We start from the raw sequence: 15,076 nt of genomic DNA, 5'->3' as shown, positions 1-15,076 counted from the left end.
GGTTTAAAAGAGTTTTATACTGATGCTCAGGGAAATACTGTTGATAACCCTCGCTATTTGAGAAAGTCTGAAAAACGCCTTAAAAAAGCGCAAAGACGATTATCAAAACGGTTCCGTAAAGGTTCGAGACAGTCTAACAACTATCACAAGCAACGGGTAAAAGTAGCCAAGCTTCATCTTAAAGTATCAAGACAGCGTAAAGACAAAGCAATTAAAGATGCTTTGGCGTTAGTCCAATCTAATGATTTGGTAGTCTATGAAGCTTTAAAGATTAGAAACTTAGTAAAGAACCATAAGCTTGCTAAATCTATTTCTGATGCGTCTTGGTATCAATTCACCCAATGGTTGAATTATTTTGCTAAGATTTATCGCGTAGTTTGTATTGCTGTGCCTCCCCATTTCACCAGTCAAGATTGTTCGGTTTGTGGCACAAGAGTTCAGAAGTCATTAAGTACCAGAACTCATCAATGTCCTAATTGTAAAACAGTCTTAGATAGGGATCATAACGCAGCAATAAACATTCTTAAGAAGGGGTTGAAATATTTGGGAGAACATCTCAACGGTACGGTAGGGCATATCGAAACCGACTCCATAGCCTTGGGAGAGTCCGACCTCTGGGTTCTCAATGGTAACATTGATAATCTAAGTTGTCTCGTTGAACAAGGAATCTCTAGTAGTGATACGGAGAGAATCCCCCACTATATTGCGTAGCAAGAGCGAAGCAATTAGTGGTGGGAGTATGTCAATCCATTGTGGACAAACTACTGTTGCGCAACAGTAAAAAAGTGATCGCTTATCTAACATAAAAACCCTAATACGCTGAGTCAAAATTCATCTCTCAATTTTGGACAGACTACTGTTGCGCAATAGTCAAAATTCATTTCTAACCTGAGTTCGATATAAGGAAATTTCGAGAAAACTGACTCAAATCAGAAGTCTCAAACCTTCATTTTCTCGTTAAAAAAATTATATAGCAATAGACAGGCTAGTTAGGACACATAAATTATATTTTAAGGGAACAGGGAACAGGGAACAGGGAACAGAAAAATGTCCTAATAGCTTTGGCGACTGCTATAACTCCTAACTCCTAACTCCTAACTCACGTTTCTAGATTATTGACAGCATTTATTTGTGCTGAAAAATTACCGAGGTTGTTCTGGCAAATCTCAACCATCTCAATATTGGAAATAAAGGACTAAAAAATGCTTAAATTGTCATCTTATGATTCTTAATACAGAAAAGACGATTTTTTTATTGATATTTTAAATAGCTTAAAAATTCTTGAATTTCATCATTAGTTAATAAAGAACGTGAACATTTTTGATAATGTTTTTGTAAATAATTTCGTCCCTGGTCAATTGTCCAACCAAGTCGTTTCATTTCCACTAAAATTAAATCGATATCGGATAATTCTATTACTCCTGCAATTAATTTCCAGCAAGGAGCATCTTCTTTTTTCCAATTTGGGGGACGATATGGCATACTCAAACTAACAGTAACTAAACAAGGATTACTAGGACGATAATCAGTTTCTAGTTGCTCAATAAATGCTGGATCAGTAATGTTCACATCTGTTAATTGTTGACCTTGTTGATTGATAATTGAACCTTTCCAGACTGTAGCTGTTAGCATACTTCCTGGTTGTTCTTTAATCAGTAATTTTTCAGCATAAATTAATTGAAGTGTCAAGCTTTTTTCTGAAGGAAGACTTTGTAAATAATCAACAGTCACATATTTAGATGAATTATGAAGAATATAATCAGTTTCAGAACAATATTCAAGTAAATCTGTTGCTGCTAGAGACTTTATTTTTTTCCATTTTCCTGGTGCAATGGTCAAATTTTCTGACTCAAATCCAAAATTATTTCCTGTTGCTTCCAAAGGGATATCAATAATATCTAATAATGATGGTTCTTGATTATTAATTAACCGTATTGAAGAGGGAACACGACCATCATCAGGATATTGAGAACAAATAGGACGAACCCAGTGACCTGTTGCTGGATTAATTCCTGCAATGCAGCGTTCTTGCATTTTCAAAGAGTTAGCTAAACAAATAATTTCGGTCATATATTTTAGAGGATTGAAGAGGGATATAATCTTAAAATACCCAAATTATCGACTAAATTAATACACCCTAAAGATGATTTATTTTCATATTTCCCCAGTGATTGCTGAGATATTCTGCAACTAAACGACGATGACAATGATGGGGTTTTGCTTCACTACACAAAAGACAACTATCTTCTATTATTTCAGGGTCAAGTTTTTTTTCTATTTCCCTTTTAGTAATCAAATCTGTGAATTTTTGTTCATAAACCGACCATTCTCTTTTATTTTTTTTATAATCATCTAATATTTCTTTAGTGGGGGCTAAATCTACAAGATGAATGTAATCAATATCAGCAATTTCTTTAAGAAAATATTGTAAGTCTTTCTTTTTAGCAAATCCGGCAAGCTGAGAAACATTGTTTAATCGAATATCAATTACTCGTTTAATGTTTGCTTCTTTCAGTATTTCAAAGAATTCTTGTGCAGTCTTTTTAGTAAACCCTATGGTTGATAAATTAATGTTTTTTTGCATAGTTTTTCTCTACATAAGCTATTTTATCACCTTGTTTTCTATAAGCTTCTTTTAGAGCTTCTTCCGGTGATAAAGTTGGGACAGGAGTTTGGGCAGAATTATGATCAAACAAACTTAATTGTACAGTAGTTTCTTTTTGTGATTGATCCAAATTATGAATTTCTAATAATCTTTTCTCTAAATTATCATGAGGTTCTAAATCTCCATTTTGTAAAATATGATTAATATTTAATAGTGAAACCTTTAAATGTCGACAAACTAAAACCGCTCTATGACAAGTAATGGGATCTTTTTCAGCACACATTAAAGCAATATTATAATCTTGTAATCCCTTATTTATTCTCTCAATTCCTTGGGCAAATAACTGAGTTTGAGCGATATTTTCGTAAACAGCTTTACCCTCAACATAACAACTTTCATCTTTTGTCCTTGCTCCTAATTCTTCACCTAAAAAAACATACTTTATTCCAGAATTTAACAGTACATTTTTAAGATTTTCTCTATTAAAATGAGGTAAATATCGACTATAAGGAGATGAGCGAACATCTGCTAATGCTGTTACATTATGTTGGATTAGTAAAGAGACAAAGTCTTTTATATCGAGATTAGAATGACCAATTGTGAATAATTTATTTTTCATGATTACTATAATAGTGAAAAAATAACTATCCTTAATCATTATAGCATATATTCTTTATACACATAACACTAAATATTCCCGACTCTGATTAGGAGTAGCACAAATTCATATATACATAACAATATTTTATTAATTCTCAAGATTTATTTTCTAAAAAGTTTATGCTTTAAGGCTTACACTATGACAATTTTCAAACTGTCTATTATTGCTTGCCGTTTCAGAATAAAACTTTTACATTTATTATTAATCGATTCAGTTCGATTGTGGTGTGAAAGAGTGATTGTGTGGTGTGAGAAAATTAAGAGAAAAGCACTTAGGTCGAAACAAGGCAAGACCTCAAGTGCTTTTCTTGTTATATAGTCTTATCTAGTCGTTTTCAGTCAGTTTCAGACACAAGAGTGTGAGTATTTTGCTCACTATACTAATAATAAATCTGCTTAATATGATAATAGGAAAGTAAGCTAATTTTCCACTAAATTAAGACCATTAAGTTAACACTTTACATTGGCCTTGCCAACGTAATAAATGATCGCATAATACCAAGGCAACCATAGCTTCTACCATAGGAACTGCCCTAGATAAAACACAAGGATCATGTCTTCCTTTGGCAGCTAAAGTTGTTTGTTCACTATCAGAAGTAACTGTTTTTTGTTCTTTTCCAATGGTAGCAGTGGGTTTAAAAGCAACACGAATAATGATATTTTCTCCGTTACTAATTCCCCCTTGAATACCTCCTGAGCGATTCGTTTTGGTGCGAATATTGCCGTCATCATCAATATAAAATTCATCATTATGTTCACTTCCTGTTAATAAAGTTCCTGCAAAACCTGAACCGATTTCAAAACCTTTACTGGCCGGAAGGGACATGACAGCTTTAGCTAAATCTGCTTCTAATTTATCAAAAACAGGTTCTCCTAACCCTTTAGGAACACAACGGGCAATACATTCAACTACACCTCCAATAGAGTCTTTATCTTGTCGTGTTTTATCGATCAGATCGATCATTTTTTCTGCCATTTCTTGATCAGGACAACGAACAATATTACTCTCTACTTCTTCGATACTAACGGTATTTGGATCAATGTTTGCTTCTAAATCTTTAATACGTTTTACATAGCCAATAATTTCTAAGTTAGCAACTTGCTTCAAGATTTTTTTCGCAATTGCACCACCTGCTACTCTACCGATAGTTTCTCTCGCAGAAGATCGCCCCCCACCCTGCCAATTTCTGATACCATATTTCGCTTCATAAGTTGCGTCTGCGTGGGAAGGACGAAACTTAGCAGCCATTTCGTTGTAATCTTGCGATCGCGCGTCTTTATTGCGGACTAAAATAGCAATAGGTGTTCCCAATGTTTTCCCTTGAAACACCCCTGACATAATTTCACAAGTGTCTGTTTCTTTACGCGGTGTAGTAATCTTACTTTGTCCAGGCCGACGACGATCTAAGTCCCCTTGAATATCACTTTCTGATAGATTCAAACGAGGGGGACAACCATCAATAATAACCCCGACTCCTCCCCCGTGAGATTCTCCAAAGGTTGTAATACGGAATAGATGGCCAAAGGTGTTACCCATATTTTTAGATCAGAATTAATTTTGTCTTTTCTTATTATAACCCGTTTGAGTAATTACAATCTAAACTATTGTTTATTTTTTTATAAAACATCTTTATGTTCACTAAGATTTTGAATTTATGATTACTATGTTTTATTCAATAAATGTAATATCAATTTCAAAAAGTAAGGTCCAACGATCGTTGAACCCTACAATATAAAAATTTCTAGTCTAAATTGATGAAAATAGGATAAACAATTATCATCAATTACATAACATCAGAACTGTAACAGTTTCTCCTTGCTTAATTTTTGTTACCCCTATAGGTAAAATAGCTAAAGCATTTGTAAATCCTAAATTAATTAAATTAGCAGAGTTTTGCTGTCCCTTAGCTAAGATAAATAGATATTCACCATTTACCAGTTTTAACTGTCCCCAAATATAGGTTTCTCGTTTACCCTGAGAAGATAAATCATGATTAGATTTTACCGTAATTAATTGTGGTTTATAGTCTCCTTTTATTCCTGATAACTTATATAAAGCAAGTTTAACCAATCGCCAACAACCAACCAAAGCAGACACAGGATTACCCGGTAAACCAAAATAAACACATCCATTATCAAATTTAGCTACTGTTAAAGGTTTGCCGGGTTTCATGGCAACACTACTAATAGAAATTTTACCCCCTAATTCTTCTAATATTTGGTCTATATAATCATAATCACCAACAGAAACACCACCAGTTGATAAAACAAAATCAGCACAGTTTATTGCTTCTATAATTTTCTCTTTAATCAGATTCGGTTCATCTTCAACAATTCCTAAAGAGATAGGAATTCCCCCATTTTTAAGAATAAATGCTTTAAGAGCATATTGATTAGAATCAATAATTTGTCCAGGTTCTAACTTTTGAGTAGTCGTAATTAATTCATTTCCTGTAGATAAAATAGCCACACGGGGACGACGATAAACCGTAACCTTAGAACATTGTGCCGTTGCCAAAATAGCCATTTCTGGCTCATTAATTTTAGTTCCTGCACTCAATAAAATCTCTCCAGCTTGATAAAAATTACCTTTTTTTCTCACAAATTCGCCACAATATTTAGGAGAAGATAAAACAAGAACTTGTTTTCCTTGTTGTTGAGTATTCTCTTGCATAATAATTGTATCCACACCATCAGGTAACATTGCCCCGGTAAAAATGCGACAAGCTTCCCCCGATTGAATTGATATTTCAGGTTTAATTCCTGCTGGAATTTCTGCCACAATTTTTAAGCTAATTGGTTGATTTGTATTGCCTTCATTAACATCTTCAAAGCGCACTCCATAACCATCCATAGCAGAATTATCCCAATAAGGAAAATCGAGGTCACCGGTAACGGTTTCAGCTAAAATTCTTCCCGTGGCCTGATCTAAGTCTATAGTTTCTGTCTCTTGTAAACTGGTTACTAAGTCGAGAATAATTTTTTGAGCTTCTTGAACCGAAATCATTGTCATGGTATTCTGTATTCTCCAAAAAAAAATATAAATTGCCATATTGTTAAAGCGAAAATGTGCTAAAAAAGTGGCAATAGGGATAATTAAAGATGCTATGGACCAGTGCAATGACAACAACCTCAATCAAATAAAAGCATTATTGACTCGTTATGGATTCGAGATCACACAAATTGCCATTTCTGAGTTAATTGAGAAGTGGACGGCATCTTATTCAGTTTATTGGATTCGTTTAGCAATTATCGAAGCCCTCTATCAAGGGCGTTATAAAGCTATTTCTGTTGAGCATATTCTTGACCTCTGGAAACGATTGGGACAACCCACCTATCATTTTACCCACGAATTTGAACGATTTATAACAGGTAATCTCTTGATCAAAGACTTGACTGATTATAACAACTTTGAACAAGAAGAAGGAGAAAAAGAAGAAGAAGAAGAAGATAAACCATTGTTCCCAGAGCAATCTCCCATAACCCCCTCAAAAACTATTATTACTTTAACCCCAATTAAAGAATTAGTTAAGAAAATAGTTATGCCCATTTCCTTAGCCTCAGAAAAATTAACCAGTCAAAAGAAGAACGAAACCTCCTCCAACAATGGTGATTCTCACCCAGTTGAGAGAGATAACCCAACAAAAGATCAACCAGAATTAGAAGATAGAACTAGCCCAGAAACAGAGAAAACCCCACGCCCAATTAATCAATTTGTTCCTCTTTCAGACTCTTCAGACTTTTACGGAAAATTAAGAGCCGTTGCTCATCAACAAATGCAAGAAAATCAAGAGAATTAACAGAATTTTTTAATTGGACTAACTAAGTTTAATTAGTTCTTAATCTCGGCAAACTTCATCTAATAAGTACCCATTTGCTCCAAATAATTGAATATGTAAAGGCATTTGTCCGGCGGCATGAGTAGAACAACTTAAACAAGGATCATAACAACGAATTCCTGCTTCTACACGGTTTAACATTCCTTCTGTCATGGCATTTCCATCAACATAATGTTTGGCTATTTGTGCAACCGTTTGATTCATGGCTAAGTTATTATTTCCTGTAGCAATAATAAGGTTAACTTTCTTAATTAAGCCGTTTTCATCTACATTATAATGATGGAAAAGAGTTCCCCTTGGGGCTTCACTAACCCCGATTCCTTCTAAGTTATTAATTCCTGCTTTAGCACGGGTTTTATTTGATAAAATATCGGGGTCATTAACTAACTTTTCAATACGTTCTAAACAACCAATAATTTCTACTAATCTGGCATAATGATAAAAGAAGGAAGAAGTAGCAATACCACCAGCGCGATCGCGGAATTCTTCTAGTTCTTGATCTGCTTTTTCTGTGCCAAAACCCGAGCAAATATTTAGTCTTGCTAAAGGACCAACCCTATAAATTCCTTGGGGATATCCTAATGGTTTATAGTAGGGAAATTTGAGATAAGACCATTTTTCTACCGACTCCCCAATAAAGTCTTGATAATCTTCTTCTTTTAGGTTATTAGCAACAATATTTCCTTCACTATCAGTAAAGCGGATATCTCCCCCATAATGTTCCCAAAGTCCTTCCTCTCCAACTAACCCCATAAACAGAGAAGGAAAGTCACCAAATGTTTTAACTTCTGTCTCAAACTTATCAAGAAGTCCTTTAAATAAGCTAAGGGCATTATTGGCAGTTTCATAAGCTTCTGGCAGTCTTTCTTTTATCCATTGTTGACCTTCTTCTGATAATGGTGATCTTACACCTCCAGGTACAGACCAAGCTGCATGAATTTTTTTTGCCCCTAAAATTTCAATAATTGTTTGTCCAAACTGTCTTAAACGAATACCACTTTTAGCTAATTCTGGATCGTTTTCTATCAAACCAAAGACATTTCTTTTTGCTGGATCACTATCCCATCCTAATAGAAAATCAGGACTACTGAGGTGGAAAAAACTAAGCGCATGGGATTGAGTAAATTGGGCTACATTCATCAATCTTCTTAGTTTTTCTGCTGCGATCGGAATTTCTACAGCCAAAATTTTATCCCCTGTTTTTGCAGAAGCAAGGAGATGACTAACTGGACAAATACCACAAATTCTTGCAGTAATTCCTGCCATTTCCCACATAGGACGACCTTCACAAAATTTCTCAAATCCTCGATATTCTACGACATGAAATCTAGCATCATCCACCTGACCATTATCATCTAAAAAGATAGAAATTTTAGCATGGCCTTCGATACGAGTTACCGGATCAATTACAATTGTTTTAGACATCATTACCTCTATTTATAGCTTAACCAAATTTAATCATTTCTCGTCCTTCCATAACCGGTTTTTTACCTTCTAATAAAGGTTCAATTGCAGCACGAATTCGATCAGCATTGGGTGGACATCCTGGTAAAAATAAATCCACCTTAACCACTTCATGAACCGGACTGACTCTATCTAATAATTCGGGGACAATACCCGGTTCTTCGGGTAGTTGAGGGGTAATATCTCCTAACTCTAAATAAGAACGTTTTAACACCGTTTCAGCCGGTCCTAACATATTCCTCATAGCTGGAACATTAGCAGTTACAGCACAGTCTCCAAAGGAAATAATTAACTTAGTTTTTCTTCTAATTTCTTTAATTAATTCTAAGTTTTCTTCATTAGCGATCGCACCTTCAACTAAACAAACATCAACGTTATCAGGATAGTCTTTAACATCAGCAATAGGACTATACACTATGTCCACTTTTTGTGCTAACTCCAATAACCATTCGTCCAGGTCTAAAAAAGACATATGACACCCTGAACATCCGGCTAACCAAACTGTTGCTAATTTAATCTTTTTCATAATTTGTTTATGTAAATTGGTTACTTGTGGATGGGTTTAATAAAATTAAGCCCCGAGAATAATTATCTTATCCATTCTGTTGTTTCTGTTGCCTTTTCTCTTTTCTTTTTCTGGCAATAGCTATTCTTTCCGGGTGATGTTGCATTTCGTTTACCGTGCTTCTTTGGCGGAAAATTGCACCGGTAGGACAAGCTTCAGAACATTTGCCACAAGAAGTACAAGCATCTACTTCTCCCCAAGGTTGATTGAGTCCTGAAATAATAAAAGAGTTATCCCCACGATCAGCTACATCCCAAACATGAGATCCTTCAAGTTCATCGCAAACCCTAACACATCGAGTACATAAAATACAACGGTTACGATCTATAGCAAATACTCGATGGGAAAGGTCAACGGTTCGCTGAGGAAAGCGGTAAGGAAAACGGGTATGGTCCATCCCAACGGTAACGGCCATATTCTGTAATTCGCAATTTTCATTAACCACACAGACAGCACAAACGTGGTTTCCCTCTGCAAACAAAAGTTCTACTACCATCCGTCGATAGTTTTTTAATTTTTCTGTGTCTGTGTGTACCACCATTCCTTCTTGGACAGGAGTAACACAAGCAGGTTGCAACTTAGAACTGCCTTCAATTTCTACTAAACACAAACGACAAGCACCTACGTCTGAAACCCCTTCTAAATGACACAAAGTGGGAATGTAAATATTAGCTGCTTGGGCCGCGTCTAAAATGGTTTCTTCTTCTGATGCTGCTAATAATTGATTATTAATAGTTAATGTTTTAACACTCATTTTTTTGTCCTGAAGTTGATTGAACTAAGCTCAAATATTCCTCTCGAAAATAATGTAAGGTACTTAATACTGGGTTAGGGGCAGTATTTCCTAAACCACATAAGCTAGTTTCTTTGATCATTTGAGATAAGACTTCCAATTTGTCTAAATCTTGTTCATTGGCTTGGTGATTAATGAATTTAGTTAATAAATCAGATAATTGTACTGTTCCGGCTCGACAGGGAATACATTTGCCACAACTTTCTTCTTTACAAAAATCCATATAAAATCTGGCAATTTCTACCATACTGGTGTTTTGATCCATAACAATCATTCCCCCCGATCCCATAATGGTGTCTAACTTTTGTAAGGAGTCATATTCCACCGGTGTGTCTAATAAATGGTTGGGAATACATCCCCCAGAAGGCCCTCCCATTTGTACCGCTTTTACCATTCCTTGGCCCCCGACACCTCCTCCCATTTCTTCGACAATTGTGCGGAGAGAGATCCCCATAGGAACCTCTATTAATCCGTTATTTTCTACTTTTCCAGCTAAAGCAAAAACTTTGGTTCCTTTGCTGTTTTTGCCGCCAATACTAGCATACCAATCTCCCCCTTCTCGTATAATCGGTACAATGTTGGCGTAGGTTTCTACATTATTGATTAGTGTTGGTTCTCCCTTTAATCCAGCAATGGCAGGATAAGGAGGGCGAGGACGAGGGGTTCCTCGTTTGCCTTCTAATGAGGCTATCAAAGCGGTTTCTTCTCCACAGATAAAGGCTTTTGCTCCAATACGAATGTCAATTTTGAAGTCAAAAGGGAAATCAAAAATCTGTGACCCTATTAAGCCGTATCGTTTGGCTTGTTGGATGGCTTTTTCTAAGCGTTGGATAGCTAAAGTATATTCAGCACGAATGTAGATATATCCGTGATTTGCCCCTACTGCATAGCCTGCGATCGCCATACCTTCTAAGATCCGATGGGGATCGCTTTCTAAGACAGCCCGGTCCATAAACGCCCCAGGATCGCCTTCATCGGCGTTACAGATGACATATTTCTGCTGTGTGGGCATTTTCGACACCGTGGACCATTTTACCCCTGTAGGATAGCCTCCGCCACCTCTTCCCCTCAACCCGCTTGTAATTACTTCTTGAATAACATCTTTTGGGGTCATTTCTAAGAGGGCATGATGTAGTTGTTGATAACCACCCTCAGCAATATAGTCATCAATACTTTCGGGATCAATTTTACCACTATTCTCTCTAACAATTAGCCTTTGATAAGTGAAGAAAGGATGATTAAGATCCCCTTTTTCTGGTAAGTTTTCTGTAGTATTAGTCTGATTTAAACTGGCAATAATTGCGGGTGTATGTTCGGGAGAAACGTTATGATATAAGGTTGTTTCTGGATCAATTTCCATAGAAGGACCCTTACCACAAATTCCCATACAGCCAACGCTACGAACTTCCACTTCTTCATCTAAATGGGCTTCTTTTATGGCTTCATTGAGACTTTTTTTTACATTTTCTGCACCGCCAGAAATACATCCCGATGCGGTACAACATCGAATTTGTTTGGGTTTTTGCGCTCTTTCTTTTCTAATTTCCTCTTGAATGGCTATAAGTTCTTCAATGTTCATAATAATTATTCTGCTCCATCCTCTTGCAAATTTCTAATTTTTTCTAATACATTTTCTACTGTTTGCTTACTAGCAATTTTCCCATCAAAAAGGACGGCTGGGGCTATGCCACAAGCTCCTAAACATCTTGCTGAAAACAATGAAACTTCTTGATCTGTGGTGGTTTCTCCTACTTTTATGCCTAATTCTTGTTGTAATGCTGCCAAAATTTTATCACTTCCTTTTACATAACAAGCAGTTCCTAAGCAAACAGAGCAACTATGTTTACCACTGGGTTTAAGGGAGAACAAATGATAAAAAGTTGCCACCCCATAAACATGACTTAGAGGCAGTTTTAAAGCATGGGCAATATATTCCAAAATATCAAGCTCAAGATAACCAGAACATTCTTGAGCTTTATGGAGAATGTCGATTAAGGCATCTTGACGGTACTGATTTCTTTTAAGACTAAGATCAACGATTTTTATTTTTTCTTCTTTTAAACTTTGAATTTTCTTTGAGGACTTCGGACTATTTTTCAGCAGTTTAGTTTCCATAAATCACCTCAACTTTGCAGTTTTTTGGTTAAATTTTCAAGGTTTAATCGATTGAATCTTCTTAAGCCTATAACTATTATTGTAAACATCAGTGGTTAAACATTAACACTTTTTTTATATTTTTTTTATAAACAACATAATGCTGACTAAAAGTACCATGAGTAAAACTTTTCAATTGGGTGTATCAATATTTCGGTTGAGTGAGGTTGGGGAGTGTGGGAAGTTTCATCTTTGAAGGAGATTCCTCGTACGTCACCAATGACAGTTAAATTTTCTAACTAATTTTTTTATTCCTAAATGAAAATGAAAATTTCTGTAAATTATATTAAAGATAAGTTAAGCAGAAACCAATCTTAATTAAACGGGATAAAATGAAGTTAAGGAGGCAAGTGTAAAGCAACGAAATACACTTGAGTGATATATATATGGTTAGTAATCTTGATCTGGAAAGAAACGTTTCTACATTAAAAAGCCAACTAACTTCAACAGAAGAAGCATGGCAAGGATTTAAACAAGGAGAATGGGTTAAAGAAGTTAACGTTAGAGACTTTATTCAAAAAAATTACATACCCTATCAAGGAGATGAATCATTTCTAGAAACAGTAACCCCAGCAACAGATACCCTTTGGAACGAAGTAAAAGCCTTAATGGTAAAAGAACGAGAAAAAGGAGTATTAGACGCAGAAACTAAAATTCCCTCTAGTATTACTGCTTATGATGCCGGTTATATTAATAAAGACTTAGAAAAAATTGTCGGTCTGCAAACCGATAAACCCTTCAAACGTGCAATTATGCCCTTTGGTGGTATTCGAGTCGTCAAAAAATCCTTAGAAGCTTACGGATACACCATCGATCCCGAAACCAATAAAACATTTACAGAATACCGAAAAAGCCACAATGACGGCGTTTTTGACGCTTATACCAGCGAAATGCGTAAAGCCCGTCACTCTGGCATTATCACCGGTTTACCCGATGCTTATGGACGAGGCCGAATTATTGGTGATTATCGCCGTATAGCTTTGTATGGTGTGGATTTTCTCATCAAAGATAAACAAAAACAGTTATCTTCCCTCGAATACGATGTAATGGATGAGGACTTGATCCGTTTACGAGAAGAAATTTCAGAACAAATTAAAGCCCTGAAAAAACTGAAAAGCATGGGTGCAAGTTATGGGTTCGACTTAGGTAACCCGGCGGCCAATAGTCAACAAGCGATCCAATGGACCTATTTCGGTTATTTAGCTGCGGTGAAAGAACAAAATGGCGCAGCTATGTCCTTAGGCCGTGTGTCTACTTTCCTCGATATTTACATCGAAAGAGACTTAAAATTAGGGGTTATCAGCGAAGCCGAAGCGCAAGAATTTATCGATCAATTCGTGATGAAACTGCGGATGGTTCGCTTTTTACGCACCCCCGAATATAACCAGTTATTTGCTGCTGATCCCGTTTGGATCACCGAAACCCTTGGGGGTATGGGAGTAGATGCCCGTCCCCTGGTTACTAAAAATAGTTTCCGTTTTCTTCATACTCTCTACAACTTAGGACCCTCTCCTGAACCCAATCTAACCATTCTCTGGTCAGAAAAATTACCCACTGCTTTTAAACAATACTGCGCCAAGGTTTCTATTGATACCAGTTCCATTCAATACGAAAACGACGATTTAATGCGCCCAGAATTTGGGGATGATTATGGTATTGCTTGCTGTGTATCTGCCATGAAAATTGGTAAACAAATGCAGTTCTTTGGGGCCAGGGTAAATCTCGCGAAAGCCTTACTATACGCTATTAATGGCGGAAAAGACGAAAAATCAGGGGAACAAGTCGCCCCTCCCTATGCACCTATCACCGATGATTATCTTGATTATGAGGCGGTTAGTGCTAAGTTTGACCTGTTGATGGCTTGGTTAGCTAAACTCTACGTTAACACCCTTAATGTCATCCACTATATGCACGATAAATATTGCTACGAGGCGGTAGAAATGGCCTTACACGATCGCGACGTTTATCGGACGATGGCCTGCGGTATTGCGGGTTTATCGGTGGTTGGGGACGCTTTAGCAGCCATTAAATATGGAAAAGTTAAAGTGATTCGCAACGAAGAAGGATTAGCGGTTGACTACGAAGTGGTGGAAGATTATCCCAAATTTGGTAATAATGACGAACGCGCAGACACCATTACTGCCAAGGTTTTGAGCGATTTTATGAACAATATCCGCCAAAACAAAACCTATCGTCAAGCAACCCCTACTCAGTCCATTTTAACCATCACTTCCAACGTGGTATATGGTAAAAAGACTGGTAGTACACCGGATGGACGCAAAGCAGGAGAACCTTTTGCACCGGGTGCAAACCCAATGCACGGACGAGATACCAAAGGTGCATTGGCTTCTATGGCTTCTATTGCTAAATTACCCTACGATAACGCTAAAGATGGTATTTCCTATACTTTCTCTATTGTGCCGCAAGCATTGGGCAATAATGACAGTGCCAAGATCAATAATTTAGTGGGAATGTTGGACGGTTATTTCTACGACACAGGCCATCATATTAATATTAACGTTCTCAACCGAGAAACTTTACTAGATGCGATGGATCATCCTGAAGAATATCCTCAGTTAACCATTCGTGTTTCTGGATATGCTGTTAACTTTATTAAGTTGAGTCGGGAACAACAATTAGACGTAATTAATCGTACTTTCCATCAGCAAATGTAACTTGATATTTGGAGTTTGGGGAGACTAGGGAGAATTAAATTTTAGTGATATTTTTTCCTTCTCTTCTCCTCTATAACAATCAGGTTTCAGTTGTGAGAAAATCAGCTTTCTGGGTTTAACATTGTTAAACCCCTACAAGGACATAGTTTGTAGAGAGATAATACTATTATGTCCTTATATATTCTCGCTTCTCACATATAATTACTGACTGCTATATATAGCAGTCGCCAAAGCTATTAGGACATTTTTCTGTTCCCTGTTCCCTGTTCCCTGTTCCCTTAAAATATAATTTATGTGTCCTAACTAGCCTGTCTATTGCTA

At 36.4% G+C, this 15,076-nt stretch carries 13 protein-coding genes; 3 read left to right on the top strand and 10 right to left on the bottom strand.

What is annotated here, in order from left to right; translation table 11 throughout:
* Window positions 1–711: transposase (locus tag QNJ66_RS16050; protein WP_300508650.1), on the top strand; the 711-nt coding region annotated here is incomplete at its 5' end.
* A 540-nt stretch (window positions 712–1,251) separates the two neighbouring features.
* Here QNJ66_RS16050 and QNJ66_RS16045 read toward each other — a convergent pair.
* The 5 genes from QNJ66_RS16045 to glp form a co-directional block, all read right to left on the bottom strand.
* Window positions 1,252–2,070, bottom strand: a complete 819-nt coding sequence (locus QNJ66_RS16045; protein WP_300508648.1) for a hypothetical protein — start codon at window positions 2,068–2,070, stop codon at window positions 1,252–1,254.
* A gap of 67 nt (window positions 2,071–2,137) precedes the next feature.
* Complete coding sequence (locus tag QNJ66_RS16040) at window positions 2,138–2,584, bottom strand: DUF488 domain-containing protein (RefSeq protein WP_300508646.1); 447 nt, start codon at window positions 2,582–2,584, stop codon at window positions 2,138–2,140.
* A complete protein-coding gene (locus QNJ66_RS16035; protein WP_300508644.1) occupies window positions 2,568–3,224 on the bottom strand; it encodes a DUF488 domain-containing protein in 657 nt (218 codons plus the stop codon). Before QNJ66_RS16035 ends, QNJ66_RS16040 begins: the two co-directional genes overlap by 17 nt.
* Before the next feature lie 486 nt (window positions 3,225–3,710).
* Entirely contained in the window at window positions 3,711–4,802 is a 1,092-nt protein-coding gene (gene aroC / locus QNJ66_RS16030) for a chorismate synthase (protein ID WP_300508642.1), read from the bottom strand.
* A 243-nt stretch (window positions 4,803–5,045) separates the two neighbouring features.
* Window positions 5,046–6,272, bottom strand: coding sequence for a gephyrin-like molybdotransferase Glp (gene glp, locus QNJ66_RS16025; protein WP_300508655.1), 1,227 nt, complete (start codon window positions 6,270–6,272; stop codon window positions 5,046–5,048).
* 100 nt (window positions 6,273–6,372) lie between these two features.
* Here glp and QNJ66_RS16020 point away from each other — a divergent pair, with 100 nt between their 5' ends.
* Window positions 6,373–7,065, top strand: coding sequence for a hypothetical protein (locus QNJ66_RS16020; protein WP_300508640.1), 693 nt, complete (start codon window positions 6,373–6,375; stop codon window positions 7,063–7,065).
* Between the two features lie 39 nt (window positions 7,066–7,104).
* On the opposite strand, the gene QNJ66_RS16015 is transcribed toward QNJ66_RS16020, so the two are convergent.
* The 5 genes from QNJ66_RS16015 to hoxE form a co-directional block, all read right to left on the bottom strand.
* The gene (locus tag QNJ66_RS16015; protein ID WP_300508652.1) at window positions 7,105–8,529 is read right to left on the bottom strand and encodes a Ni/Fe hydrogenase subunit alpha; all 1,425 of its coding nucleotides are present in this window, start codon (window positions 8,527–8,529) and stop codon (window positions 7,105–7,107) included.
* A gap of 19 nt (window positions 8,530–8,548) precedes the next feature.
* A complete protein-coding gene (locus QNJ66_RS16010) occupies window positions 8,549–9,094 on the bottom strand; it encodes an oxidoreductase (protein ID WP_300508639.1) in 546 nt (181 codons plus the stop codon).
* 67 nt (window positions 9,095–9,161) lie between these two features.
* Window positions 9,162–9,887, bottom strand: a complete 726-nt coding sequence (hoxU, locus tag QNJ66_RS16005; RefSeq protein WP_300508637.1) for a bidirectional hydrogenase complex protein HoxU — start codon at window positions 9,885–9,887, stop codon at window positions 9,162–9,164.
* Window positions 9,877–11,505 carry a NuoF family protein gene (locus tag QNJ66_RS16000; RefSeq protein ID WP_300508636.1) on the bottom strand — a complete coding sequence of 543 codons (1,629 nt, stop codon included), beginning with the start codon at window positions 11,503–11,505 and terminating at the stop codon, window positions 9,877–9,879. The genes hoxU and QNJ66_RS16000 overlap by 11 nt, the downstream gene beginning before the upstream one ends.
* 5 nt (window positions 11,506–11,510) lie before the next feature.
* Window positions 11,511–12,041: a bidirectional hydrogenase complex protein HoxE gene (gene hoxE / locus QNJ66_RS15995; RefSeq protein WP_300508634.1), complete on the bottom strand. Its 531-nt coding sequence runs from the start codon at window positions 12,039–12,041 to the stop codon at window positions 11,511–11,513.
* Window positions 12,042–12,466: 425 nt separating this feature from the next.
* On the opposite strand from hoxE, the gene pflB reads away from it, so the two are divergent.
* Entirely contained in the window at window positions 12,467–14,755 is a 2,289-nt protein-coding gene (gene pflB / locus QNJ66_RS15990) for a formate C-acetyltransferase (RefSeq protein ID WP_300508632.1), read from the top strand.
* The last annotated feature ends 321 nt before the right edge of the window (window positions 14,756–15,076 follow it).

This window comes from Crocosphaera sp. (assembly GCF_030064895.1).
Lineage (GTDB): Bacteria > Cyanobacteriota > Cyanobacteriia > Cyanobacteriales > Microcystaceae > Crocosphaera.
Note: the sequence above shows the minus strand (reverse complement) of the source record. Positions and strands in the feature narration are given on the sequence as shown.

What these genes read in the sequence shown, in the direction of transcription:
- QNJ66_RS16045 (WP_300508648.1), bottom strand. Translation starts at nt 2,070, where the DNA reads ATGACCGAAATTATTTGTTTAGCTAACTCTTTGAAAATGCAAGAACGC.
- QNJ66_RS16040 (WP_300508646.1), bottom strand. Translation starts at nt 2,584, where the DNA reads ATGCAAAAAAACATTAATTTATCAACCATAGGGTTTACTAAAAAGACT.
- QNJ66_RS16035 (WP_300508644.1), bottom strand. Translation starts at nt 3,224, where the DNA reads ATGAAAAATAAATTATTCACAATTGGTCATTCTAATCTCGATATAAAA.
- aroC (WP_300508642.1), bottom strand. Translation starts at nt 4,802, where the DNA reads ATGGGTAACACCTTTGGCCATCTATTCCGTATTACAACCTTTGGAGAA.
- glp (WP_300508655.1), bottom strand. Translation starts at nt 6,272, where the DNA reads ATGATTTCGGTTCAAGAAGCTCAAAAAATTATTCTCGACTTAGTAACC.
- QNJ66_RS16020 (WP_300508640.1), top strand. Translation starts at nt 6,373, where the DNA reads ATGGACCAGTGCAATGACAACAACCTCAATCAAATAAAAGCATTATTG.
- QNJ66_RS16015 (WP_300508652.1), bottom strand. Translation starts at nt 8,529, where the DNA reads ATGTCTAAAACAATTGTAATTGATCCGGTAACTCGTATCGAAGGCCAT.
- QNJ66_RS16010 (WP_300508639.1), bottom strand. Translation starts at nt 9,094, where the DNA reads ATGAAAAAGATTAAATTAGCAACAGTTTGGTTAGCCGGATGTTCAGGG.
- hoxU (WP_300508637.1), bottom strand. Translation starts at nt 9,887, where the DNA reads ATGAGTGTTAAAACATTAACTATTAATAATCAATTATTAGCAGCATCA.
- QNJ66_RS16000 (WP_300508636.1), bottom strand. Translation starts at nt 11,505, where the DNA reads ATGAACATTGAAGAACTTATAGCCATTCAAGAGGAAATTAGAAAAGAA.
- hoxE (WP_300508634.1), bottom strand. Translation starts at nt 12,041, where the DNA reads ATGGAAACTAAACTGCTGAAAAATAGTCCGAAGTCCTCAAAGAAAATT.
- pflB (WP_300508632.1), top strand. Translation starts at nt 12,467, where the DNA reads ATGGTTAGTAATCTTGATCTGGAAAGAAACGTTTCTACATTAAAAAGC.